Source organism: Kothea flammea, assembly GCF_052161645.1.
Taxonomy (GTDB): Bacteria; Planctomycetota; Planctomycetia; order Pirellulales; family Pirellulaceae; genus Laterigemmans.
Window position 1 is genome coordinate 5,021,002 of record NZ_CP197414.1, and the last position, 25,885, is coordinate 5,046,886.

The 25,885-nt window shown below is 57.6% G+C and carries 21 protein-coding genes and 1 riboswitch; of the genes, 14 read left to right on the forward strand and 7 right to left on the reverse strand.

Features of this window, described 5'->3' with window-relative positions; all coding sequences use genetic code 11:
• Positions 1 to 15: 15 nt before the first annotated feature.
• The 5 genes from tssB to tssK all read right to left on the reverse strand — a co-directional run bounded on the left by tssB (position 16) and on the right by tssK (position 5,885).
• The gene (tssB, locus tag SH139x_RS18795) at positions 16 to 555 is read right to left on the reverse strand and encodes a type VI secretion system contractile sheath small subunit (protein WP_488351302.1); all 540 of its coding nucleotides are present in this window, start codon (positions 553 to 555) and stop codon (positions 16 to 18) included.
• 70 nt (positions 556 to 625) lie between these two features.
• Entirely contained in the window at positions 626 to 1,702 is a 1,077-nt protein-coding gene (gene tssA, locus SH139x_RS18800; protein ID WP_488351303.1) for a type VI secretion system protein TssA, read from the reverse strand.
• Between the two features lie 232 nt (positions 1,703 to 1,934).
• Positions 1,935 to 3,746, reverse strand: coding sequence for a type VI secretion protein IcmF/TssM N-terminal domain-containing protein (locus SH139x_RS18805; protein ID WP_488351304.1), 1,812 nt, complete (start codon positions 3,744 to 3,746; stop codon positions 1,935 to 1,937).
• 1 nt (position 3,747) lies between these two features.
• Positions 3,748 to 4,398, reverse strand: a complete 651-nt coding sequence (locus SH139x_RS18810; RefSeq protein WP_488351305.1) for a DotU family type IV/VI secretion system protein — start codon at positions 4,396 to 4,398, stop codon at positions 3,748 to 3,750.
• On the reverse strand, positions 4,395 to 5,885 hold the full coding sequence (tssK, locus tag SH139x_RS18815) for a type VI secretion system baseplate subunit TssK (protein WP_488351306.1): 1,491 nt from the start codon (positions 5,883 to 5,885) through the stop codon (positions 4,395 to 4,397). Before tssK ends, SH139x_RS18810 begins: the two co-directional genes overlap by 4 nt.
• 302 nt (positions 5,886 to 6,187) lie before the next feature.
• On the opposite strand from tssK, the gene SH139x_RS18820 reads away from it, so the two are divergent.
• Positions 6,188 to 7,642, forward strand: coding sequence for a transporter (locus tag SH139x_RS18820; RefSeq protein WP_488351307.1), 1,455 nt, complete (start codon positions 6,188 to 6,190; stop codon positions 7,640 to 7,642).
• Between the two features lie 254 nt (positions 7,643 to 7,896).
• A complete protein-coding gene (locus tag SH139x_RS18825) occupies positions 7,897 to 8,370 on the forward strand; it encodes a hypothetical protein (RefSeq protein ID WP_488351308.1) in 474 nt (157 codons plus the stop codon).
• Here SH139x_RS18825 and SH139x_RS18830 read toward each other — a convergent pair.
• Entirely contained in the window at positions 8,349 to 9,173 is an 825-nt protein-coding gene (locus SH139x_RS18830; protein WP_488351309.1) for a glycosyltransferase family 2 protein, read from the reverse strand. The two genes, SH139x_RS18825 and SH139x_RS18830, sit on opposite strands and share 22 nt — an antisense overlap.
• Before the next feature lie 543 nt (positions 9,174 to 9,716).
• Here SH139x_RS18830 and folK point away from each other — a divergent pair.
• The 9 genes from folK to SH139x_RS18875 all read left to right on the forward strand — a co-directional run bounded on the left by folK (position 9,717) and on the right by SH139x_RS18875 (position 21,407).
• Entirely contained in the window at positions 9,717 to 10,607 is an 891-nt protein-coding gene (folK, locus tag SH139x_RS18835; RefSeq protein ID WP_488351310.1) for a 2-amino-4-hydroxy-6-hydroxymethyldihydropteridine diphosphokinase, read from the forward strand.
• 29 nt (positions 10,608 to 10,636) lie between these two features.
• Complete coding sequence (panC, locus tag SH139x_RS18840) at positions 10,637 to 11,512, forward strand: pantoate--beta-alanine ligase (protein WP_488351311.1); 876 nt, start codon at positions 10,637 to 10,639, stop codon at positions 11,510 to 11,512.
• Positions 11,513 to 11,591: 79 nt separating this feature from the next.
• Entirely contained in the window at positions 11,592 to 12,941 is a 1,350-nt protein-coding gene (locus SH139x_RS18845) for a prolipoprotein diacylglyceryl transferase (protein ID WP_488351312.1), read from the forward strand.
• A complete protein-coding gene (locus SH139x_RS18850; RefSeq protein WP_488351313.1) occupies positions 12,938 to 13,564 on the forward strand; it encodes an RNA polymerase sigma factor in 627 nt (208 codons plus the stop codon). The genes SH139x_RS18845 and SH139x_RS18850 overlap by 4 nt, the downstream gene beginning before the upstream one ends.
• Complete coding sequence (locus tag SH139x_RS18855) at positions 13,561 to 14,976, forward strand: hypothetical protein (protein ID WP_488351314.1); 1,416 nt, start codon at positions 13,561 to 13,563, stop codon at positions 14,974 to 14,976. The genes SH139x_RS18850 and SH139x_RS18855 overlap by 4 nt, the downstream gene beginning before the upstream one ends.
• Before the next feature lie 386 nt (positions 14,977 to 15,362).
• Positions 15,363 to 16,037: a toxin-antitoxin system HicB family antitoxin gene (locus SH139x_RS18860; protein ID WP_488351315.1), complete on the forward strand. Its 675-nt coding sequence runs from the start codon at positions 15,363 to 15,365 to the stop codon at positions 16,035 to 16,037.
• Positions 16,038 to 16,139: 102 nt separating this feature from the next.
• Complete coding sequence (metF, locus tag SH139x_RS18865) at positions 16,140 to 17,012, forward strand: methylenetetrahydrofolate reductase [NAD(P)H] (RefSeq protein WP_488351316.1); 873 nt, start codon at positions 16,140 to 16,142, stop codon at positions 17,010 to 17,012.
• A 280-nt stretch (positions 17,013 to 17,292) separates the two neighbouring features.
• Positions 17,293 to 19,839, forward strand: coding sequence for a PSD1 and planctomycete cytochrome C domain-containing protein (locus SH139x_RS18870; protein WP_488351317.1), 2,547 nt, complete (start codon positions 17,293 to 17,295; stop codon positions 19,837 to 19,839).
• Positions 19,840 to 19,916: 77 nt separating this feature from the next.
• The gene (locus tag SH139x_RS18875) at positions 19,917 to 21,407 is read left to right on the forward strand and encodes a DUF1501 domain-containing protein (protein ID WP_488351318.1); all 1,491 of its coding nucleotides are present in this window, start codon (positions 19,917 to 19,919) and stop codon (positions 21,405 to 21,407) included.
• A gap of 194 nt (positions 21,408 to 21,601) precedes the next feature.
• On the opposite strand, the gene SH139x_RS18880 is transcribed toward SH139x_RS18875, so the two are convergent.
• Positions 21,602 to 23,047, reverse strand: coding sequence for an SLC13 family permease (locus tag SH139x_RS18880; protein WP_488351319.1), 1,446 nt, complete (start codon positions 23,045 to 23,047; stop codon positions 21,602 to 21,604).
• 196 nt (positions 23,048 to 23,243) lie between these two features.
• A riboswitch (cyclic di-GMP riboswitch) is annotated at positions 23,244 to 23,323 on the forward strand.
• Between the two features lie 65 nt (positions 23,324 to 23,388).
• Here SH139x_RS18880 and SH139x_RS18885 point away from each other — a divergent pair.
• The 3 genes from SH139x_RS18885 (at position 23,389) to SH139x_RS18895 (ending at position 25,867) form a co-directional block, all read left to right on the forward strand.
• Complete coding sequence (locus SH139x_RS18885; RefSeq protein WP_488351320.1) at positions 23,389 to 24,045, forward strand: hypothetical protein; 657 nt, start codon at positions 23,389 to 23,391, stop codon at positions 24,043 to 24,045.
• A gap of 69 nt (positions 24,046 to 24,114) precedes the next feature.
• A complete protein-coding gene (locus SH139x_RS18890) occupies positions 24,115 to 25,371 on the forward strand; it encodes a TadG family pilus assembly protein (RefSeq protein ID WP_488351321.1) in 1,257 nt (418 codons plus the stop codon).
• A gap of 13 nt (positions 25,372 to 25,384) precedes the next feature.
• Positions 25,385 to 25,867: a TadE family protein gene (locus SH139x_RS18895; protein ID WP_488351322.1), complete on the forward strand. Its 483-nt coding sequence runs from the start codon at positions 25,385 to 25,387 to the stop codon at positions 25,865 to 25,867.
• Positions 25,868 to 25,885: the final 18 nt, after the last annotated feature.

Below are 25,885 nucleotides of genomic sequence, written 5' to 3' on the forward strand. Positions count from 1 at the left end.
GGTCTTCCACTACGGCTAAGCTTCTTCGGCTTCGCCAGCCGTCGCGTCGTCAGCCGCGGCGGTGGCTGGGAGTGGCTGATCTGCCAAGCTCTTCAGTAACTCGGGGTCCTCAATCAGCCGTTTGACCAGCTCTTCGGCCCCCGACTTGCCATCCATGTAGGTCGCCAAGTGTTTCAGCTGCGTCCGCGCGTTGAGGAGTTTTTCCAACGGCTCAATCTGTTGAGCCACGCGAGCGGGTGAGAAGTCATCCATCGACTCGAAAGTCAGATCCACGTTAAGATTGCCTTCGCCCGTCAATTTATTTTCCACGTGGAAGGCCGCGCGGGGCTGCATGGACTTCAGACGCTCGTCGAAATTATCGACGTCGATCTCCAAAAATTTTCGTTCGGCAACCGGTGCCAATGGTTCGGCGGGATTTCCCGACAAGTCCGACATGACGCCCATCACGAACGGCAATTGGACCGATTTTTCCGCACCGTAGGTTTCTACGTCGTACTCAATCTGAACGCGTGGCGGACGGTTGCGTGCGATAAACTTCTGACTGCTCTCGGACATAGAAATCACCTTTGGCGACGGAGGTTAGGGTTTAAGCATTACTAGCTTCTGAAAGGACAGATGGATGTGGCTACGAGTCGGCAAACTCACCAGCCAACGTTTGGAGTTGATTCAAACCGTCAGGAGCCACGTCCCGCAGGATCTCCGCAAACCCCTGATTGATTAATCGTTTGGAACGACGCAACAACAGCGGTACAGGACTGGAGGGTTCGTTCTGCTCGAAAAACTCCACCACCAACTGGATCAGCTCCGCAGCATGTTCGCGCGAGACAATCTCCAGTACCTCGTGACTTCCGCCCGATTCATCAAAGTCCGCGGGCCATTTTTCATCACCCGCGTTTCGGCGAACCGGACTTCCTAGATTAACTGTCTGGGCCAAAGCTGAATCGGCTGCATTCATGCGAAGGCGTAAATGATGTTTAACAACTTCACCACATTCGCGGAGGCGGCGACGTAATAACCCGGCGTCCCAACTCGAATCTCCAGGTTGCTGCTCGAGAAACTGAGTCATCGCCCCCACCGAATGATACGCGCGCTGGCACGCTTCGTAGGTGGCTCGCAATTGCCCCAACTCCGCTCCCATAAAGGCCGCTTCGATTTCCATCGAAGTCAACCGCGGCGAATCATTCCCAGACTTGCCCGATTGATTACGGACCGCTTCGATGTCTGCCAAAGTGACTCGCGTGTGAGGCGGGCATTCCGCCAAAGGCAACGACATTAGCTGTTTGGGCAAACGGTGCTCTTCGCACAATCTAGAGAGCGCGTTGATGCGGATAAATGGATCATTGTGATCGTCGGGATCGAGTTCCGGATGCACCGAGTCCCAGAAATCACAAACCCAGCCGCGGAGCACATCTAATGATTCAGCGCAGGCTGAGAAACCGCCGAAATGCGTCGCCGACTCAACCAACACCACACCCACTCGGAGATCGCGAGTTTCCGCGCACAGTTCATCGACGAGTGGTTGAATTAACTTCCAATCTGGCGGCTTGGCCGCAATGATCGTCGCACCATATTGCTGTTCGCGCGTTCCCTCGGACATCCGCGCCAGGTCTTGATACCTGAGGTCGTACTCTAAATTGGCTCCACTCGGTGTCGCATCGGAAACCGGCAAGCGCAGATCGGTTAGGAGAACGCGTTCGCTCAACGGGGGCCTACCCTCGTTAGTAGGTAGCAAAACAAACAATTGATGGTTATGAGGTTTATTCGGCAGAACGTTCTGGTCGGCTAAAACTCCTTTAACAAGTTCCTGGAAAAGCCTGTTTTCTTCACCCTGCGGCTTTCCCTCTCATTCGCCTCGTCCGCGACGCTGCTGGTGAAGCTGCCTAAGCGCCCCGCAGTGAGTCTTTCGGTTATCACCGGCCGATGAGCTGGCCTGCTCAGCGGGGCCAAGCGAGCAAGTACAGGAGGGTTATCAGCAGCAGGGCGTTGAGCACCATCAGGCTACTTAAAATCCGTTTTTGACGTTGCTGCTGCGCCCGTTCCGCACCGGTCCAGGCGAGGTGATTTTGTTCCGCCGATAGCTGACGCATGACCGCCTGCAGCCAAGTTTTGCGAAGTGGTTCCGCTCCGGTGCCCGCCATAAACAGACCGCTAACGATGGTTGGGTCACTAGCGGGGGTCTGACCAGTTGAGCAAGCCTCGACCATTAGCCACTGCAGTTTCCTCCGCCATGAACGACACCGAATGGCTAAGCGAATTAACCGATGATTGTTCGGCTGCGTCAGCGATTGCGGATCGCCCAGCACATCCTCAATCCTTCTCCCTGTGGCCGCGACGGCTCCGTCGACCAATTGGCAGAGCGACTCGGCGGTTGGAATCTGCTGGACATCGAAGCTCTGTCCCAGCCCGCGTTGGGGCTGCTGTTTCGGATTTGAGCGGCGGGCGAGCTCGGTAAAATCTTCACGATCTCGACTGGTCACAACCAACGTGGTGGTTGGCGTGCTGACTCCCAATTCCGCTTGCAACAGGTCGAGGTCGCAGCGGATCGCTCGTCCCAAGGAACGGGCTTGGGCTTCGTCGGCGAGTGTGTCTGGATCGACCAACACCAAAGTGCCATTGATAGGACTGAGGGGAAACCGTGATGCCTTTAACAGCGTGCAAAAGCTGGACATCCTCCCCTGCGTGGCCGCTTTCTCCAGCGAGTCCAGTTCCACTTGCAAACGCGCTGGATCCCGGTGAATCTTAGCCGGCAGCGTAAAGCCGACATCGGCGCTGGCCGCCGCCACCAACGATTCGACTCGATCCAAAGTTTGGAATGGAGTTGGCTCGGTGGTTGTGAATTGCGTTGTCAACTGTTTGTCTGACCGCGGCGCCAGCGACTTAACTGCCGCCACGGCGGATGATGCTTGCTCTGCTCCCCCGCCAGCTCGCGGCGAGCGTCCTTGATCGTGGCTCGTGCCTGCTGTTTGCTCGCTGGCCTCGCCCGACTCTCCCTCAACCTCTTCGGACTCGTCTTCGTGATCGGCAGCGGCCGAGTGATCGGCAGCTGAGGGCTCACCGGCAGCCTCGCCCTCCGCGGCAGACTCAGCGAAATCGTTAGACTCGTTAGACTCGTTAGACTCGTTAGACTCGCCGGGCCTGGGCTGAGCGGTCAAACTCTCCTCGGCAGCCGTGTTCAGGTCCGTCAAAGATTGACGCCCCACCAAGGCCAGCTGCTCATCTCGCGTTTTTTTCAGCAACCGGTTGTAGACGCCCATGTCTCGGCAGACCAGCATCACACCTTCATCGGTAAACACCCAATCGAGCGGCAGATCGCTGGCGTCCTCCGGCTGAGGCGCATGCTGACCGTTCACGAAGACTTGCGTTTGCAAGTGCCGCGACCAACAACCGAGCACGACAAACACGGGCGTATTGGTAAGGCCCGCGGAGTGACTGGCCAACCACGTTTTTCCCTGATTCCAACTCATCCTCAAAGCCGCGTCAGCGATCGGCGGTTGCCGCATCCAAAGCCGGACCGACCAATAGGTCAACAGACAGCTGATCGCCCACAACACGGTCAGCAATAAACCTTGCCGCAAAGTCATGTAATTACCCCAAGCCAAACGACTGGGGTCAAATGAATAGCTCAACCAAGCGGCCAACGTGACTAACAGCAGCAAACAGCCAACCACGACCGTTGACCATGCTGCGATTGAAAGCCTCAGCATGGCCCGGAGGCGTTGCAGCGGTGTGGTGGGTTGATCGGGCATTCTATTGCACCAGCCGGTAAGCGGTGAGGTTGATCATCAACAAACCGATCGCAGCGATCGACCACCAGACGATCCGGCGGCGAAGATCAAATGGCTCAGCGCCGGGAATCTGCCGCTGAATCGCCAGCGGCAACAGCAGCGCGTCATCTGTGTTCAATCGCTCTCGAGTTTCGCCCAACCACTCTGCCAGCGTCTCGGGTAGACCGTAGGCGTTCATCGCCGTCGACTCGTGATGGGCATACACACCGCGAAACCCCAACAGCACGCACAGATAGTAAACCCTCAGCACCTCGAGCTGGGCGCCTTCGGCGGCTTGTCGGGCGTGCTGGTAAAACTGCTCCCCGGCCACGCGACTGCCATTGCATTCGACTTCCAACAAATGATCATTCCACCAACTACGTCCGGACCACGGTGCGCTGAGCAAAACTTCATCGGTCCAAGCGATCAGCGCATAACGTGCTCGCTCCCAAGCGGCGGGCTGGCGGGCGGAAAGATCAGCCGCTCGCATGAACTGCAGCAACTGCTGACGAACCCGCGTCGCCTCCGGTTCCTCCTGCTGTTCGATCTGCTCAACGATTGCCAACATCAATTCGATGTATTGGTCAACAATCGCTGTCAAACCTGTGGCGGAAGTGGCGACAGCCGACGTCATTGATCACCTCGTGGAAAACAAAAGACCGCAAATTGCAACGGCATGACTCGCTGGCCCGCACGCAGGTGCAGCGTCTTGTTTCCCACCAATTGATCGGAGTGTTCCAGCAATGACTCACGAAACCGCATCGCCATCGTTTGACTGGCAATCACGTCGGACCAAGCATTGCAATGTTGATCAAATTCGAAATAACTCCATTCGCTCCGCGAAGGCAAAAATTTCGGTAATCCCCGCGCGGGCGTTAACCCCACGCCGCTGATTCGCTGCGAGAATAACGATTCGACTTGATTTGCACTGCCCAACTTCCAATCGAGCTTACCGGGCACGAACAACTGGTCAACTTCATCCGCGGGCAAATCGCCTCGATAAATTCCCAGCAGGCAACGCGTAGTCGGCTGCAACCATTCCACCGGCAGCGTAATTCGCAAACCGCGGTTGGCTGCTTTATCGCCGCCGAAGGTTGCTCCAATGAAAAACTTTTGTTGGTAAGCGACATTGCCCGCGTTTCGCAACCGTTGTTCAATCCGGGCTCGCATCGAGGCAAACAAAGGACCGATCGCTTCATGGTCATAGGGTGCCACCGGTAAGGGACCATGGTCGGGCCCCAACACATCGAGGGCACCGGCAAGACGGGCGAGTTCTTGATACGCCTGCAAGGGATGAACTCCACGAGCTTGCGTCATCACACTCAGCACCGCGCTGGCTTGGTTTAATGACTGCAGAACCATCATCTGCTGCAAATCAGCAATTTGCCCTCGCCCCACATCGAGACTGTGGTCCTTCATCAATTGCGCGAGAAAGGACGCTTTGGTGGTGACCAGATCTTGAATGGGACGCAGCAGAAACTGCCTGAGAATCGGCCAAGCCGCACAATCTAACAACGGCGGAACATAACGCGCATCGAGCGTCGCCACTCCGCCGCCGCGAGTCTGCGCCATGACGCGAGCCAACTTCAAAGTCTCATAGCCTGAAATATCATCGGTCGATAGCAATAGTTTGGCATTCAGCCGCCGAAACAACACTGGCTCCACGCTGTTCCCATCCGCATCGTCGGGAACCTGCTGCTGCAAAGGAGCAAAGCGGGGCACACGTTCTGATTGCGACTCGGCCACGTTACAGTCACCTAACTGTAAACGGGGAACCGCCAAATGGACATCGATTCCCGGGCCACCTCGCAGCGGTAACGTCGCGTGATCGTCTGAATCGAGTCTTTCCAAGGCTGGCCGCAAATCAATTCTCTGCGCCCCCTCGCCCGGTCGCAGCTCGACTAAGGTTCCGTCGAGCATTTTGGCGCGCAACGCGTCAAGCTGGAAAAAGCCAGCTGCCAACGCATCTTGATTAATGGCAATCTGGGCAAGCCCGTAGCTGTAGGGACTTTGCCAACGCTCCGAGGCAGTCGTGACTTCATGCCAATGGCGATCCCAAGCCTGCAAATGTTGCGGGCGGAGGAACAAGCCTTCATGCCAGTGGACGGCCAAGTTGTGCATACGATTCCTTGTCAGCAACGGCTCGGTGGATTAACCGGCAACTTCGCCCAGGCGTCGCCCAGCGAAGGGATGAGCGATTGGCGGAGGCAATAAGTATTCAGGAATAGTGAGTAAGACAAAAAAAGTGGGTCCGGCCGCAAGCCCAATTCCAGGCATAATCCTTTTAAGTTCCACAATCGCCACAGTCGATAGAACCGATCAGGGACCGGTTGCTGGGGATTCCGCACGCTGTCGTGCTGGATCCCGCAAAACAGTGAACCCAGTCCCCAGATCCAGCTCGCCACCCGCTATAAATCACGCATGTGCTAAGACTGGCAATCCTCGTTTCGATCGCCGCCCCGCTGGTCCTCGCCCCGCGTTTGACGCTGGCCGATGGCCCCGCCCAGCTGCCCCACGCAAACGCCCAACCGCCCCGCGCAAACGCCCAACCGCCTGTGCGATTGCCCACGATCCAGCTGGCAAAACCGCTTGCCACCCCAGCTGAGACGCTCTCGCCTGAGACGCTCTCGCCAGCTGACGCATATCTCCCACCAGTTGACAGATATCTATCACCACCTGACAGCTTACCCCCACCCACTGACGGAAATCTGTCAGCCCCTGGGGACAAGTCGATTTTGATTCCCAATTTACGGACCCCAGCGCTGCAGTTGGATCATGGGCTGAGCACCGCTCCAGATTGGCAAGTGGATGGACCAGCCGAATTCTCAACCAGCCCACTTGAAATAACGAACTCTGGCCCAGGCGAGTTCATTGTTGACGAGCAGACCGACGGCGAACTGATCGTGGCGGACCGCGCGCTCAGTCGCCGGCGAACTCTGGCCGATCACTGGACTCCTTGGCACCAGTTCCGTCACCAGCGTCGGCAGCCCGGCTTCTTGCGCAAGCTTGCCGACATGGCCTGGCAGACCAGCGGCCGAGCGCGGTCGGCGACTGGCGATCTGGGGATTGGTCATGAACGGGTGATGTTCGCGCCGTCGGTTGTCGAGACGGCGATCAGCACTGCCAACGTGGGCGTCCAGTGGCAGCTTGATCGCGGTTTGCAGACTCCCGACAGGGCTGCATTTTATTGGGGCCCGCCGCCGTTGGGTCCCGGCTTTGATGCGCGAGTCAACACCTTTGATACGCGCTTGCGAATGGAACTGGGTAACGAACGCCTCATGGCGATCACCGACTTTACGATGCGCTCGTTAGATCCCACTTCGCTCGAAAACACGACCGGTATTGGGGATCTACAAATCGGTGCCAAGGCGTTGCTGGTCGATGGCAAGCGGTTGAAGTTGTCAACTATCTTCCGTACTTATTTGCCAACTGGCGTTGAGCGCAAAGGATTGGGGACCGGCCACACATCACTGGAGCCGGGGTTGTTGTTTCGTTACTGCCTTTCCCCGCGAACCTTTGCTTTTGGAGAGTTCAAATACTGGATTCCCCTGGGAGCCGATCCACAATACGCTGGCGACGTGATGACCACCGGCTTTGCGATCAGCACAATCCTGCGGGAAAGTGATGTCTATGCCTTCATGCCGACTTTCGAGGTTCGCACGCTGTCGTTTTTGTTTGGCGGCCGCACGCTGGCCGACGGTACAGTAGCTCGCATCGACGGAGAAACGGCGGTCGAGATTTATCCGGGCGCGAGACTCGTGCTAGGGCCCGCCGGAGATACCGGGTTGTGGGAACTGAATGTTGCCGGCGGGGTGTCGGTTGGCGACGACCAATGGTTTGACTCACGAGTTATCTTCGGTCTGCGCTGGAACTACTAGTTCGCCGAACTCTTGCTCTCACTCGAAACCGGGACATCGAGTACGAGTGCGAGTACCTATTCATTGAGTGCGATTACGATTTGGAAGCCCGGTTGTCATTTCCGGCCCGCCCGAAAGACGCCCTTGCCCTTTTAGGGGGATCTTGTTGGTTTCCGCTAACCTGGAAAATATGTTTGACTAGTGGTGTCTGTGAGGTTTAGGCTGTCGTGCCTAGTCTTTAGTCAGCTATTCAAATTTCCAGGGAGGTATTGGTGATGTTGATGACATCGGCAACCAAGACGTTGGGAGTAAACGCTGCGTTCTTACAAGAGATTAAGGATAGCCATCCCGACTTGGCACATGCCCTACATGCCGTGCGAGCAGCTTGTCACGCAGCCACACCGGAGGCCGACACGGCGAAGCAGCTAGTTCGCCTGCTCGACGACCTGCGCGATTGTTTGGCTTTCCAGTTCGCCTTGGAAGAAACCTATGGCTACGTCGAAGGAGCTCTCGATACGCACGCCATCGACGACGACGAAGCCAGCCGGGCTAGAAATCAGCATTGCAGTCTGTACTTGGAAATCAGCGACTTGTGTGAGCAAGCCGAAGATTTGCAGTACCGAGGTTTCGCCAGCAAACACGTGCGAGAATTAATCGCTGCGACGCAAGATTTTGATGAGCGGCTGATCGCTCACGAACGCTTGGAAGCTGACTTGGTGCAACGTGCTTACCTCCGCAACAATCCATAGTAAAAAATGCACCACAGCGCGCGGACACCATCCCGCCAGCCAATCTTTTTACCTTCATCATACCAGCGATGATGATAGCGAATGCGACGCTGAGCAAACCGTAGTTTGGCACGCGCCAGGCGAGCGGTCAGTTCGATCTCAATTCCAAAGCGAGTTTCTCGCAGTTGTGGAATGAGCGGCAAGATTGCTTCGCGTCGCATCATCTTGTAGCACGTTTCCACATCATCGAGACGCAAACCGATCGCCACATTCGACAGCAATGTAATCAAGCCGTTCATGCGCTCGTGCCACCATGGCGATATCTGCCGATCGGTATGACCATATCGCGTGCCGTACACGACGTCCGCTTGCCCCGCCACGATGGGCTGCAAAAGATAACGCAAGTCCTCGGGGTTGTATTCCAAGTCAGCGTCTTGGACGACCACCACATCTCCGCTGGCCGCCGCTAAACCACTGCGGATCGCTGCCCCCTTGCCGCGGTTCTGGGGATGAGCAATCGTCTGCACTCGAACATCCCCCGCGGCAATCGAAGCCACCGCCGCCGGAGTCCCATCGCTGCTGCCATCGTCAACCAATATCAACTCCAGCGGCAACCCGGTGGCCAACACGCGATCGACGATCCGCTGGACCGTTTTGACTTCGTTAAAAACCGGAATGATCACGCTCAGCCGAAAGCCCTCGGGCAAAGCGAAAATGGCTAGCCGTTCGGTGACAGCCCGCCCCAACAGTTGCTCGCACTGGCTGACATATTGGGGCGACCAAGTCTCCGCGGGATCACGGGCATCGACGTGTGCTTCAATCAACGGTGAAACCTAATTTTAAACTATTTTTCCAGATCCGACGCAGCCGCCGCAATGACAACTATAGGCAATAATTTACCGAGCGAAAACGGCTGATCACAGTCCGCTGCGGACTCCCACTGGCGATTCGTGGCCATGAGAATACTTGACAAGTTTTCCAGATACGGCACAATCCGGTCCAGCCTGACTCAAACACTCCTGTGGCAATCGTCAAGGAAGTTCAACACGAGCGGGAAAAGTGTTCAGGGAAGCGTTCAAAGTTTGCCCTTGTTGACTTCTCATCTTAGCTCACTCACTAAACTCCCACACGCCGTTATAGCACATTCATCACGATGCAATGAGCGTTAGTAGTGGCATGGATGTCACGCGACTCGAGGAGGCGGCTCCGCAGGAAGAAGCCGACGACCCACACCCACGGGCCGTGGAACGGATGTCCCTCCTTTTTTTATTTCCTCGAGTCGCCCCCGCGAAGAGCTTCAGTGGGATACACTGCTCGGCTCATGCGTTTCCACTCGCCCGCTCCACCCCTGATGTTCTCTGCTTGCGATGGCTCACTGCTTGCTCAGCTTTGGCTCGAACCTCGGTGATCGTTTCCAGCGAATCGTGACGGCAGCCCGCGAAATCGAAGCGCACCCCAGCGTGCGACAGTTCACGGCCAGCCGGTTATTTGAAACACCGCCAATCGGTGGCCCCCAAGGCCAATCTCCGTTCCTTAACGGAGTTGCCTTAATCGAAACGGCCGCCAGCGCCCGCGAAGTGCTAGAGCTGCTGCAGAAATTGGAACTGGACTTAGGGCGGCAACGAGCCCAACGGTGGGACGCCCGTTCCATCGATCTCGATGTCGTGCTGTACGGCGACTTGCGAGGCAACAGCGCCAATCTGTCAGTCCCCCACCCCCGCTATCCGGCCCGCCGCTTCGTGCTACTTCCCGCCGACGAAATTGCCGGCCAATGGATCGACCCCCGTTTCGGTTGGTCGATTCATCAAATGGCTCAACACCTGGAAGTCGGCGTTCCCTCAATGAGCCTCGTCGGCGGCTCCCGCGCACTCCGCGAACAACTCTGCCGTGATCTCAGCCAGCGCCACGGCATCCTGACTTTCCTCGACCCCGACAAACCAATTGCCTTCCCCGAGCAAACGCCCGAGCCTTGGGTGTCGTCCTTCTTGCCCCCCCTGCCCACAGCAAACAGCCAAGCGGCCGCGGCGGCGACCACGCCGCGACTCGTTGGCCACCTGCAATGGACGACCCCCGAAAGTCGCTGGCCGGCAACTCACCAAATCTGGCAAACCAGCTTCCAGTGGCCCGAATACCGACTCGAGGTGGACGCCCACGATTGGGCCGTCAACGAACTCGCCTCAGCACTCGATTCCATGGGCTGCCCACTGCAACCGGTCACTCTAAATGGACTTTGGCACAAGCTGGAACGTACAGACTAAGCAAGTAGAGATTTCCCTAGCATAAAAACATGAAGCAACTCACGATCCTGCGCACGAAAGAAGAAGCACGCCATTGGGTCCAGCAGCAACGCTGGGGCCTGCCCAGCACAGGCCTGCCCAGCACAGTCGGGCTGGTGCCCACGATGGGCGCCTTGCATGAGGGACACTTCAGTCTCGTGCGGGAAAGCGTGCGGAATTGTCGCCGCACTTTGGCGACCATTTTTGTCAATCCAACTCAATTCGCTGCGGGTGAGGATCTCGACCGCTACCCGCGGACGCTCGAAGCCGACCTATCGGGCCTGGCTGCCAACGGAGCGGACGCCGTGTTTGTCCCCGCGTCGGATTGCATGTACGAAGCTGGCCACTCGACTTACGTGTTACCACCCCACGTGGCCGAGGACTGGGAGGGACGCGTCCGTCCCGAGCATTTTCGCGGCGTCGCGACCGTGGTTCTCAAACTGTTTAACATCTTGCCCGCCACCCACGCTTTCTTTGGACAAAAGGACTACCAACAAGCCGCCGTGATCCGCACCATGGTGCGGCAGTTAGATATTGATATCGAGATCAAGGTCTGCCCCATCGTTCGCGACGCGGATGGGCTGGCACTGAGTTCGCGAAATCGCTATTTGTCAGCTTCAGAGCGAACGCGAGCGCTCGCCATCTCGCATGGCCTGCGAACCGTCGCCGAGCTTGTACAGTCGGGCGAACGATCCGCCGCCAACTTGCAGCAAGTATTGCAAACTAGCCTGCAAGCAGGTCCGGTAGATGCAATTGATTACGCGGCCATCGTCGATCCCGAAACCTTACAACCTTGTGACCAGCTCCGACAACAATCGCTCGCAATCGTCGCCGCCCGCGTGGGCGACACGCGCCTCATTGACAACCAATTGCTGGATGTCAAATAACCAGCCTTGGCCGTCGTGACACTCAATGATCAGCACGACTCGATCAGCACGACTCGCCGTAGCGAACAAGTACTCTGCCATGCAACGCACGCTGTTCTTTATTCCCCACTCACTCTTCGACATCCCGATCTTCGGTGTCGGCTGGGCGCTCGGCTTGCTGGTCATCAGCGTCGTGACTTGGCTGGCGATCGTAGCCAGACAACCGGGACGCTCACTAGCGGTTGAGTTGCGACAAAGTGGTCCGGTGTGGTTACTCGCCGCTGCCATCGTCACCTTCGTGCTACCGATGGTGGAACTCCGCTCGATCTCGGGCGAACCGCTGGGGATTGCCGTGCGAGGTTACGGAGTTTTTCTGCTCCTCGGTGTCTCCAGCGGCATCGGCTTGGCGGTCCTCCGCGCCCGCCGCGCCGGTATCGATACCGATCATATCTTTGCCCTCGCTCTCTGGATGTTCTTTGGTGGCATCCTTGGCGCCCGGCTGTTCTACATTATTGAATATCGAGACAGCTTTCTGACCGGATCGCTCGGCTCGACGATTGGCAAGATGCTCGACTTTACCCGTGGCGGCCTGGTCGTCTACGGCTCGATCATCGGCGGCACCCTGGCGACGATCGCTTTCGCAATGCAACGCCGGCTCCCCGCCTTCAAGCTCAGCGACGTGATCATTCCTTCGCTTTTTCTGGGAATCTTTTTCGGACGTATCGGCTGTTTAATGAATGGCTGTTGCTATGGTGGCCCCTGCGAGCCCGCTCCCTACGCGATGGAATTCCCACCCGGCAGCCCCGTCTACCTCGACCAAATCGACTCCGGCCAATTACTCGGACTGACCCTCCAAGCCGACGAGCCAACAAAGGCAACGGCCACCGAACGCGAGGGAGACAACACGCAGCGGCTGCGCGTCGTCGCGGTGGCAGCCGACAGCCTGGCCGCCCAGCGAGGCATCAAAGTAGGCGACATCGTCAGCCCTCCCCGCCTGGTCAAGCCACCAGCCGGCGAGCTCGATCCGCTCACCTCGCTCGATGACACCAGCCGCATGGGCGTAATGCTGACCGTTGCCGGCCAGCCGCAAATCTGGACCGCCGACGAACTCCCCTCCGCCGCAGCCCCAGTTCTGCCCAGCCAGTTAATCAGCAGCCTGTCCGGACTGACGATCTGCCTGATTCTGCTGGCGATGTCAAAATGGTTGCCCCTGCGGACCGGCGCGTTGGCCGCCAGTGGATTTGCGTTGTACGCAGCAGCTCGGTTCGGCGAGGAAATGCTCCGCAGCGACGAACCGGGACAATTCGGCACTCATTTATCGATCTCACAGTGGGTTAGTTTGCTAGTTCTTCCGGCGGCGATCGCCGTTATCATCTATATTTATAAAGTTGCTCCCCAATCGCGGGATGCAGAATCAGTGGCCACCCCGGGAACCGGCTTGGGAAATTGAGCGTCCAGTCATCTAGCAACGAAGGATCCGCGGCGAACGCGGACCCGCAACCCGACGACGGCCAACTGATCAAGTTGGCTTGCGAAGGGGACGCCAGCGCCTTCGACACGCTCGTGCGTCGCCACGCCGACCGCTTGCTGCGGATGGTGCGCTCGCTGACCTCAACTCCCGAAGATGCCGAAGACGTGACCCAAGAGACCCTCGCCGCCGCCTACTTCAAACTCGACTCCTTCGCCGGGCGTAGCTCCTTTTTCACTTGGCTGTATCGCATTGCCCTCAATAAAGCGATCTCCAAACGACGCTTGCGACGACTGGAAACCACCCACACCGGCCGCCACCTCGACGACGCACCTCCGCCGACTGACTCCGCCCAACCAGCCGACCAACGGCTAGAACAAAATGAACAGCTCGAACAATTGCGGCAGGCAATCGTGAGACTCGAACCAGAGCGACAAAAAGTCCTCGTGCTCCGCGATGTCGACGGCCGAGATTATGGTGAGATCGCCGACATCCTGAACATTCCCGTGGGTACCGTTCGCAGTCGCCTCCACCGGGCTCGCTGCGACCTGCGACAACTCCTGGAAACGGAGCAAAGATCCGCCAGCGGAGACGACTTGTCATGAAATATGAAGAATCGATGCTGAGCGGTTTTATCGACGGCGAGTTATCTCCAGCCGAAGAGCAAGTCGTGCAACGGCAGTTGGCGGCCAGCCCCAAAGATCGCCAACTGCTAGAATCACTTTCCAGACTGCACGCCCAATTGCGAGCCGCGCCCCCCGAAGTTTTTTCCTCCGATCCAGTGGCGGCCGTCCGCAGCCGTATCGCCCAAGGAGACCCCGACTCCGCAGCCCAAGTTGCCGCGGCAAAGAATCTCAGAACGGACTCCCGCGATGAAAACCGGCAACCGCCCGCTATTGATCATCAGCAAACCGCCCAGCAACTAACGGCCCGCCAGCCCAATGCTCGCGACGGCTGGCGAATCACGCGTTGGCTAGCCCTCGCCGTGGCGGCCTCCCTGACGGGCCTGCTGCTGTGGTTGCCACAACGCCAAGCCAAAACGCTGACCGACAATCGTGCCCCCTCGGAAAGGCCTGCTCCAAGGGGAAGGATCGCGGAGGAACCAGACGCGGTTAGCCTCCAGGAGGCTGCGCAGCCATCCGCTGCCCAGCCATCCAATACTGAACTGAACAAAGAAGATGGCCGTTTAGAACTTGCCCTCTCGGCAGCCCCGGAACCCCCAGCAGCCGCCCGACTTGAGAAAGCTTCCCCCGGTTCCAGGTCGGCTCGCATGCTGGCGCCGGCCGGCGACCAAGCGGCCGCCTCACCGTTCAAACCATCCACACCATTCAGGATCGGTCGAGCAAATGACGAAGTGCTCGCGCCCCTTACACAACCACTTTCTGCAGAACTCGCCAACGAACTGAACCGACGGTTCGTGGCCATTGAACTGCCAGCCAATAACCACCTGATCGCAGCCCGCTTTATTGCCGACCAATTACGAGGCGGAAGAGGGGCAACCGCCAGCGACATGCAACCAACAACCGACGGTGCACCCGGCGCCGCGATCGCAGCCAGTCGACCTGATGTTGTCGATACCGATCAGGCTGGCGCCGGCTTGGGCGGCGAGGCCGCACTCAGAGGTGGAGGTGGAACTGACGGCGCGGCAGCCTCAACTGCCAACGAGGACGAGAATGCTCCCACCGCCATCCTCGTCGAAGGCACTCCCGAAGAACTCGCCAGCCTGGTCCAGTCGCTGCAACAATGGAGCATTCGGGGGGGTGAAAAACAACTGAGCGATTACCAAGCGAGGGGGGCGGAAAACAGCTTTGCTATCAACAGCTACGCGGCTTCCGAGGCAGCCGGCGGCGCGGTGGCGGCAGAGCCTGACGCGAGCTCCACTTCCTCTACAGAACTCGGCCCCGAAGTTCGCGAAGGGGTGCTGGCTGGACGACTCTGGATCGTGCTCCGCCCCCAACCGGCGACCGCCAATCTCCGGCCATCTGCGGACAATCCCAAATCACAATCGCAGCCCTAGTCGCTGCCTTGGTCGCTGCCTTGGTCGCAGCTATCTGGGGCCCCAACCACTGGCCCCCAACCGGGAGCCATCTAAAAAGAATTTCTTAAAATTCTTCGCTATTTCAATTGCCAGCATTCCTAGACACTTGGGACTTGCGACATTTGCCACTGCCTATTTTTTAGGCACCCTCCGGCTGTCGCGATTCTGCGCACTCGATTTCTTAAGCTGCGCAATATTTGCGCATCGACCGTAAGTTGTTTTGCTGTCAAAGGTTACGCAACAGCGTTTGACCACTGGAAAGGATTGGCCGCGATTCCCACGGGGGAACGCCGCTCAGCCGCACCCGAACTGGCCGAGCGCACCGCAATTGCGTGCCTTCGAAAAACAATGAAAGGATTCGGACGATGCCAGCTTCACGCTCCGAGTCATCGAGTCGGTCCCGATCCACTCGATCAAGCGACCACACAGCCAAGTCTCAACAGACCAGCAAGTCTCAGGAGACCGGCAAGCAACAACAAGCCGAGCATGATTCGCAGCGACTCCAGAGGTCCCCTCGCATCGGCGAAGCGCACATCGTTGATATCGACCAGCCAACCGCCGTTAGCCGCGAGGGCAAGGGAGAAGTCCGCGTGGTGTTGCCCGCCCCGGACCGTGAGTTGCCCTTCTACCAGAAACCACTCGAAGCACTCCGCTTGGCACAAGAGGCGTTCACACAAACCGGCTACTGGGTGGCCTTCTTTCGCGCCATCCTTGGTCCAGAAGGGGTGGTCCCACAGCTGTTCCCAACGGAACCGGAAAGGGAGTATTTTGCCTCCACCAGAGAGTACACTGAGATCCACAAGATGCTCGCCGCGCTTCGGTCTTCGGACACCGAAAAAGCGGAGGTCGTCGAGCCGCAGAAAATGCTGACCATTCGCATCCCCAAGAGCCTGCGGGCGGCCTTGGTGGAGGAAGCCAAGCAGCGAGGTGTGAGCATGAATAAACTGGTCATCAGCAAGATGCTGACCCCGGCCAACCCCGACTTTGTGCCCACCGAGAAAGGCCTGGTTCGCGGGCGAAAACCTAAGCGAGGACGTTAGGGGGTAAACGTGGGATTGGTTATCATGCATACTGGTAAAGTGGAAACCTGAATAAAGCTAACGTCATTTCAGGAATCGCTGTTCTCGACCCCAAGTGAAATTATGCCGATCACCGAAGCGTATCGTCCCGGTAGCCGCTGCCTCTCCTTCGAGCTGTTCCCTCCGAAGCAGATGGCCGATCTGGATTCGCTCGAAGAGACCGTTCGCCAATTAACCAGCTACAATCCCGATTACTTCACTTGCACCTACGGAGCCGGTGGCTCAAGCCAAGACCGCACGCTGCAAGTCATCGACCGTGTTCGGCGGGCGACTGGTTTGCCGGTCGCTTCCCACCTAACTTGCGTTGGCTCGACTGTCGACCGCCTGCGTAGCTACTTGCAAGAAGCCAGCGACCGGGGCGTCGACAGCATTGTCGCCCTGCGGGGAGACCCTCCCAAGGGCGAAACCCAGTTCACGGCGGTCGAGGGCGGACTTCGTTACGCAAATGAATTGGTCGAATTGATCCGCGCCGAGTTCCCGCAATTTGGCATCGCGGTCGCAGGATATCCCGAAGTCCACCAGGAAGCGCCCAGCGCCGAAGTCGATCTCGATAACCTCAAACGCAAAGTCGACGCTGGCGCCGATGTAATCATCACGCAACTGTTCTACGACAACGCCGACTTCTTTCGCTTTCGCGATGCGGTCCGGCAAGCGGGCATCACCATCCCCTTGGTTCCCGGCCTGTTACCGATCACGAATTTAGCCCAAGCCCAACGCATCGCCTCGATGTGCAAGGCGAGACTCCCGGGCCCGCTGGTCGAACGCTTGCAGGAACTCGACACCACCGACTGGCAATTCCAAGTCGGCGTCGAACACGCGCGGCAGCAAACGGTCGAACTGATGGAAGAAGGTGCCGATGGGCTGCACCTGTATGTCCTCAATCGCAGCAAAGCGGCCAGCATCTTGCTCGAAGGCCTCGAGTTCGCCACCGCGTAGTCGCTGGCTGACGCAACCTGACGATTCTATCTCAGGGGTGCTGGCGTGCCTCCAAAGTGAAGCCGCCAGCGCCGATTCGCTGTGACAATATTTCTTAGAGTTATTCCGAAGAGTCTCATTGGAAATCATCCGCGAAGCTGCGAAAATAAAAGCGGAGGTGGCGTTTTTCACCACTCGGTAATCACCCCCGTGCCACCACCGACGCTGCGGGGATGACTACAATAGTAATTCCCACCCGTGACATCCCCCTCGCCTTCCACTCTCGATGTCAGCATTTCCAATGAAACAGCTATCCGTGAGACCAGCAGCGAACCCTCAACAACCCATGTTGACGGTCAGGCAGCGAGCGGGAACCTTCCTCGTGGCATTGGCTAGCATTACGCTCTGCAGTTCACAACTCCCCGGGCCTCAACGTTGCCTCGCGCAAGACGGTTCCTCCACCGCCGCTGAATCCGAGCAAACGACCGAAGCAGCTGCGGCGCCCGTCTCGTTTGCCAACCAAATTCAAGGCATCTTGGCAAAACGCTGCTACGCCTGCCACGGACCGGACCAAGCCGAGTCGGGCTTGCGGCTGAGCGACGCCGAGGGGGCATTTGCTGAGACCGATTCCGGCGAAGTGGCGATCGTGGCCGGCTCGGCTGAAACCAGTCCCCTGTTCGCGCGCATCACCTCTGCCGACGAGTGGGAGCGGATGCCTCCCGAAGGCGAGCCACTTTCTGAGGAGGAAACCGATTTAATTCGTCGCTGGATCAACCAGGGGGCGGAGTGGGAAAGCCACTGGGCGTTCGAGCCTCGCCGTGCTGTGCAACCACCGCCAGTGGACAATCCGCAATGGGCTGAAAACCCGCTCGACGCCTTTGTGCTTGCTCGCCTCAACGATGCCGGTCTGCAGCCCAACGAACCGGCCAGCCGCCGCAGCCTCATTCGCCGCGCCTACTACGACCTGCTGGGACTGCCCCCCACTGCCGCGCAAATCGAGGCTTTCGTCCAAGACCCGTCCCCCGACGCTTGGCCGCGTCTGATCGACGAACTGCTGGCCTCGCACCACTACGGTGAGAAATGGGGTCGTTATTGGTTGGACTTGGTCCGTTATGGAGAAACTAACAGCTATGAACGTGACAATCCCAAACCCAACGTGTGGAAATACCGGGATTACGTCATTCGTGCTTTCAACGAGGACAAGCCATACGATCAATTCGTGCGTGAACAACTGGCCGGTGACGAGTTGGAAAACGTGACCGAAGATTCACTGATCGCGACGGGCTTCTATCGCCTCGGAATTTGGGACGACGAACCAGCCGACCCGCTGCAAGCGCGTTACGACGAACTGGACGATTTAGTCACCACCGCCGGACAAGTTTTCCTCGGCCTGACGATCAACTGCGCTCGCTGTCACGACCACAAAATTGATCCCATTCCGCAGACCGATTACTACGGGATGCTCGCCTTTTTCGCCGATGTGACACCCTACGGTACTCGCGGTAACCAAACGAGAAACAATCAAATCGAAATCTCTCCGCCGCACGTCCAAGAGGGCTACCGCCAACTGGACCGCGAGCAAAGAGAGCTCGATCGCAAACTCAAAGAGCTGGAACAGTTGGGCATTGCCAAGATGCCGGCTCCCGACCAACGGGCAACCGAAGGGCCAGCCAATGAACGCAAGAAAGTACTTGAAGAAAAATTGGCCGATCATCTCGAAGCGGACCAGTGGACCGAGTACCAAGCGTTGCAGAAGCGCCGCCAGGAGATCGACAAGGAACGTGCCCAGTTGCCGGCGCGCGAATATGTGCTGGGTCTGGCCAACTGCGATGCCACCCCCGAGCCGACCAAGTTGATGATCCGCGGCAATCCGCACGTGCCGGGCGACGTCGTTCAGCCCAGGTTTCCGGAACTATTCGCCGAACCACTCCCCGAGATCGCACCGCCTGCTGAGGGTGCCTCCACGGCAGGACGCCGCCGCGTCCTGGCCGACTGGATCACAGCTCCCGAGAATCGTTTGACCAGTCGCGTCATGGCGAACCGACTTTGGCAGTTTCACTTTGGCCGCGGCTTAGTCCGTAGCAGCAACAACTTTGGCCAACTCGGTTCCGCGCCGACGCACCCGCTGCTGCTGGACTTCCTCGCCAACCAATTGATCTTGCGCGGCTGGAGTCTGAAAGCCATGCACCGCTTAATCATGACCAGCCAAGTCTATCAGCTTTCCTCGCTGGCTAATTCCGCGGGACTGGCTAAAGATCCTGGTAACGATCTCTTCTGGCGTTACGATCAACGTCGACTCAGCGCCGAGGAAGTTCGCGATAGCATCCTTGCCGCGGTCGGCCAGCTGAATCCGCAACCTTACGGCCCCAGCTTCTATCCGCAGCTCTCCGCCGAAGTGCTAGCTGGTCAGTCGCGCCCCGGTGCCGGCTGGGGCAACTCTTCCCCAGAGCAGCGCAATCGCCGCAGCATTTACATCCACGTGAAACGTTCGCTGCTGACTCCAATACTCAGCGTGTTTGATTACCCCGAACCCGATCGCACCTGCGAAGCTCGCTTTGCCACGCTGCAACCGGGGCAAGCCTTGTCGCTGTTGAATTCAGGATTCATCCACGAGCAAGCCGACCGCATGGCAGCTCGCGTGCAATCACTGGCCGGCGAGCAGCGGACAGCGCGAATCGATCAAGCAATCCGCTTGGCGCTGGGGCGACCGGCAACCGCGGAGGAGACGGCTGAGGGGCAAGCGTTAATTCAAGAAATGATGGACGACTTTGGGTTGAACAAGGAAGAGAGTTTAAAGTTGTACTGCCTCACCGTTTTGAACTGGAACGAATTTCTGTTCATCGACTGATGCGCATGACGGACGCTCATTAAACGGACGCTCAATAGCTCGCCTGCCAACACCAACACCTGACCAGGATTCGCAAGATGACTTTCGACAATAGCCAAGGCCGCAAAGGTTTCTGCCGACGCACCCGCCGCGAATTTATTTGGCAGTCGGGAGCCGGTTTCGGTGCGACCGCTTTGACTTCTTTATTGGGGGGCGATGGGTTCTTCAACAACACCCAAGCCGCTGATAGTGCCGGGCGAGCGGTCACCGACGGCTACCAAAACCCCTTAGCGGCCAAGCCGCCTCATTTTGCCCCCAAGGCCAAGTCGGTCATCTTCCTCTTCATGTATGGCGGTCCCAGCCATATCGACACGTTCGATTACAAACCGAACATGGTCGGCATGGATGGCAAGACCATCGAAGTCAAAACCTTTGGGCGTGGCGGGCACCGCAACCAGGGCCGGATCGTGGAGCCGCGTTGGAAATTCAAACAATATGGTGAGTGCGGTAAATGGGTCAGCGAACTGTTTCCCAACGTTGCCCAGCATGTCGATGATATTGCGTTCTTGAATTCCATGACCGCCGACTCGCCAATCCATGGCTCGGCCATGCTGATGATGAACAGCGGCAAAATTCTCTCCGGCAGCCCCGCCCTGGGGTCGTGGCTAACTTACGGACTCGGCTCGGTAAACGAAAATTTACCCGGCTTCGTCGTCATGCTTGATCCTAAAGGCGGGCCAATCAGCGGTGCCAAGAATTGGAGCTCCGGTTTCATGCCGGCCACTTACCAAGGCACCGTTTTTCGCAGCGAGGGCGCACCGATCCTCGACTTGCGGCCCCGCGAAGATATGCCTGAGGGCCTACAGCGACGTCTGATCGATTCGATTCAATCGGCCAATCGCCGGCATCTCGATGCTCACCCCGGAGACTCCGATCTGGCAGCTCGGATTGCCAGTTACGAGTTGGCCTACAAGATGCAGACCAGCGCGCCCGAAGCGGTCGATTTGAGTCAGGAAGATGCTCGCACCCTTGATCTCTACGGTATCACTCAGGAACGCACCGAAGACTTCGGCCGTCGCTGCTTGCTGGCCCGCCGCCTCGTCGAACGCGGAGTTCGCTTCGTGCAACTCTACAGCGGTGGAGCCCACAACGACGACAACTGGGACGCCCACGGTGACTTGGAGAAAAATCACAACTACCACGCCGGCAACACCGACCTGCCGATCGCGGGATTACTCACTGACCTCAAACAACGCGGCCTACTCGACGAAACCCTGGTCGTTTGGGGCGGCGAATTTGGTCGGCAGCCAACGGCCGAATACGCAGTTGGCTCCGGACGCGACCATAACGCGTACGGCTTTACCATGTGGATGGCGGGCGGAGGCATTAAGGGTGGCATCAGCTTTGGTACCACCGACGAATTAGGGGCCGCCGCTGCCGAAAATCCACTGCACGTCAAACAAATGCACGCCACGATTCTGCAACTCATGGGCTTGGACCCCAATCATCTCTCCTACTTTTATGGCGGCCTCGATCAAAAATTGGTCGGTGTCGAACCAGTCGAACCCATCTTTCCCGTGATCGCCTAAAGTCGCCTTTCGCTCCCAAACGGTCGACCCATCAAAAAGTCGGCCACTTTAATGGCCTGATAACTGCGGAAGCTTTTGGTGAACACTAATTTTCACTGATTGACACTAATCAAAAGTCGCCACTCATTTCCCTTAACGCCCAGCGTCCAACGCTTGAACGTCGCGAGATATACTTCAAGAATAGACACCCACGTTCAGAAGACAAACGAGCACCAGACGGTGGCGATCAGGGGAGCCAGCGCGCCCAACAACAGTCCACCCTCCAACAATTCGCGACTGGTGATCTCCTCAGTCGCGTAAACGATTGCATTTGGCGGCGTCGAAATCGGCAACGCCATCGCGGCAGACGCCGCTAACGCAATCGGCACAACCGTCAACGCCTCGGCTCCCACCCCGGCCATCACGCCAATCGGTACCAAGATATTAGCGGCCGCCGTGTTGCTCATTAAATTCGACAACAGCAAAGCGATGTAGGCCAACATCAATGCGGTTGCCAACACCCCAAAAGCACTCACGTTCAATTGCTCGACCAACCAACTGGCCAGCCCAGTCTCAGTGACTGCGATCCCCAGCGAGAGCCCGCCGGCAATCAGTAACAACACATCCCAGCGGAGCTGACAGACATCCTTATTGGAAAGAATACGCGTGGCAGTCAACACGCAAATCGGCACGAACGAAACCACCGCCGCCGGGATCCCATGCAGCGATTGCGTCATCCACAACAGAATCGTGACGGTGAACGTCGCCATCACCGTCAACCGTCGCCACTGCGGTTCCTGATCGCGATCAGGGGCTAGCCCAGTCAGCCTTTCAAAATCAATACGCTCCACCCAGGCCGGATAGCGTGCCAAAAGATATCCCCAAGCAATAACCAACAGCAACAACGCCGGCGGCAGCCCGGCCAACATCCACTGTGTAAAATTGATGCCGCCGGACGCTTGCAATGCGCCAGCCGCGATCGCGTTTGGCGGGCTGCCGATCACGCTGCCCATCCCACCGATATTGGCGGCAAAGGCAATCCCCAGCAACAACGCCTTTCGCAAACGATCTCCACCGGCCAGGCGGTTCACAATCGGCAACACGATCGCCACCATCATGGTCGCCGCCGCCGTGTTCGATATAAACATGGAAAATACAAACGTGATTACCATGCAAGCAGCCAACAACCACCAAGGACGCTGGCCCACGCGGTGCAGTACGTGCACCGATATCCAACGGGTCAGCCCCGTCCTTTCCGCGCCGGAAGCCAACACAAAGCCACCGAAAAACAGCCAGATCAACGGACTGCCCCACGTCGCCACATACTTTTCCCAGTCTTGCGGTCCCGCATCCATCACACCGCCCGGCCTCCCCAGCACGGCGATGCTGTAACCGATCACCAACAAGCTCACGGCAAAAGCCGGAATCGCTTCGGTGATCCATAACCCAGCAGCCAGCACCAGTATGAACATCGAGGCTCTACCGCCAACGCTCAAACCTTCATAAGTTGGCACCCCGGCAACCACTGCCGCCAACAACAACGGCACCAACAACCGCAGCAGCAATAACCAGCCACGCACGTTCGGTTGTAACGATTTTTCCTTCCATCGCTGCAACATTTCTTCGCGTCGATGTCGGTCGAACCAATCCAGGGGCGACATTAAGGGCTATCCAATTCGACCATCACGAACACGGGGGCATAAACATCCAACCAACCAGTGGGAGTTATCACATCCTAGCTCCCTATTTCGCATGTGGCATTAAATGTTTTTTAAGCATCTTGCGGGAAAAATTAACGTATTATTTAAATACGCCGGAGGTGACGACAACCACTTCCCCATCTCCCCGAGACAACCTCCCTCGAAACGGCAAACCGGTTGAGAAGCCGGGACGCAAAGCCATGGGCCCAGATGACAGCGGGTCGCCAGGCTACCGAAGGGCGAGTGTTGCCGCTGCGACTCCGGACATCTACTTCTCAACCTCTCTTCTGAGGAACCTACCGATGTCGCGTTCTCGTCTTATCCGCTGTATCCCCTCAAATCTACCGACCGTCCTGGCGCTCGCGCTCATTTGCGCTATCTTCGCGAGCCTTACCGCCACGCCAGCCTACTCCGCCGAACCCTACCTTTACAAGATTGAAGAGGATTGGGAACTGGTGATCAATGATCCCGCTCCCGCCATCCACTCGCCTCAACTGACGATCTACACCTCTCCCGTCAGCGATGGGGCCAGCAAATACTTCCAGCTACAACTGAACCATGCCGCAGACGCTTGGTTTTCCGGAGGCGGCTTTCAAGTCGCCGCGGCAGTCAATGAAGAAGTAATGGATCGCGCCCGCAGCGATGTCCAAACCGCCTTGGCCTCCAGCGGCGATACGATCAGCTGGACCGTCGTTATGGCTTGCCTCAACAACGAATTTCTTTACGCCGTCAAAGATGGCAACAGCGCGTCCTGGGGCAACTTTGGCGGCCCCGAATATCTGGTCCGCATACCGTCCGGGGAAATTCAAGACCTCACTGGCTACCAATATCAAAACTCATTCGACTCCTTAGATATTGGCTTCGGTGCCAACCGTGTCCAGTCGCTCAAACTCAAACAAGTTCGTCTCTTCGATTCCGCAGGCGGTGTCCAGGAAATCACGGTCAATCAACAGTTCTGATTTCCTGAGAAAATTTTCCCGACTAACGAATCATTCTGCAAACATGTAACATTTGGCGGAGAGACCATCATGACACGACTCACTTCAACACCGACTGCTAACAACCTTTCTGAAACTTCGTCCCCGGCGTTACCTAATCGCCTGCCTACCTCCCATCGCCTGCCTACCGTGACTCGAGACGGCGTCAAGCTGGGCAACTCGGCGGCTCGCGGCAGAGAACGACGAGGGGCGACCACGGTCCTCGGACTTTTCCTTGCATCCAGCCTCGTCATCATCATGGCGATGACGCTCGACCTGGGAAACATTTCCGTCTCCCGATCAGAGCTGCGACGCTCGGCTGACGCGGCCGCCTTGGCCGCCTGCTGGCAACTATTCGACAGTCGTGTGGCGGGGGTAGGTAACAGCCAAACGCAATTTGCCGTCGAAGACGCCGCCGAGATGCTGGCCGCCTTCAACCGGATTGCCGATCAATCACCAATGCTGGCACGCGGCTCCGAAGATGTCCAGCTGGGCTACTGGGATCCCACCGCTCCAAACTCCTTTGATACCACCGGTTCCGCCCAGTTCAACGCCGTCAAGGTCACGCTTAGGCGCGAACAAGCGATCAATGGCGAAGTTCCACTCTTCTTCAGCCAAGCGCTAGGGCGTGACAGCCAAGCGCTGCGCGCAGAGTCGACCGCGGCCATGTTCCAAAACATCAAAGGCTTTTACCTTCCACCAAATTCAGAGAGCTCGCTCGACCTGCTCCCCATTGCACTCGATCTGCAAACTTGGCAAGCCGTCTGTGCCAGTGCCACCGAGGATAAGTTTGCCCTTGTCAATGGTAACCTGGTTTCCGGGTGCGACGGTTTTTTTGAGTGCAATCTATATCCTCAAGGAACCGGCTCTCCGGGAAACCGTGGTACGGTTGATATCGGCGGAAGCAACAACAGCACCGCCGATATTTCCCGTCAAGTGCTCAGTGGAATCTCCGATCAAGATCTGCTTGATTTCGGCAGACCACTCGAGCTGGATGCAACAGGCCGCATACTACTCAACGGTGATACCGGTATCAGCGCAGGTATCAAAGACGAGCTGGCTTCGATCATCGGGGAAAAACGAATCATCCCAATTTTCGAGTCGGTCTCCGGAAACGGTAACAATGCGATGTACTCGATTGTCGCTTTCGAAGGAGTCCGAATCCTCGAGGTCAAACTTACCGGTCCCATGAAAAAGAAACGCGTGATCATCCAGCCGGCTCCCATGCTAGCCAGAGGCGGGGTCATTGATAACTCTGGTCAAGTGACCAGCCAGTACCTCTACACACCCGTCATGCTGGTCAAATAACTGAGCCAATACCATGGATAGCAAACCCACACTCAATACGCTCCTATCTGGCCGCCGCCGCAAAAGAAATGGGCATCCAAGAGCGAACAGCCGACTGCGGGCAAGCAGCCGACTAGGGGCGGCAACAGTTGAGTTCGCTTTGATCGCCCCTCTCATGATCATGTTCACCTTTGGCATGATCGAAATGGGAAGAATGCTAATGGTCAAAAACGCAGCCACCCAAGCAACTCGCGAGGGAGCCCGCGCGGGATCATTACCAATGGCCACCGATCAACAAGTCCTCGCCCGCGTCCAAGAAGAACTCGAACTACTTTCCATTAGCTCAGCAGTCATCGAAACCTTCCCGGCTTCGATCAGCCAAGCGCTGCCAGGTGAAACGATCATGGTTCGAGTCCGAATCGATCCCGATTCAGTCAGTTGGGCTCCCACCTTCTTTCCCTTTGAGATTCCCGACATTGTCGCCGAATCCACGATGCGAAAAGAAAGTACCAACTGACGCCGCGGCGACCGATTA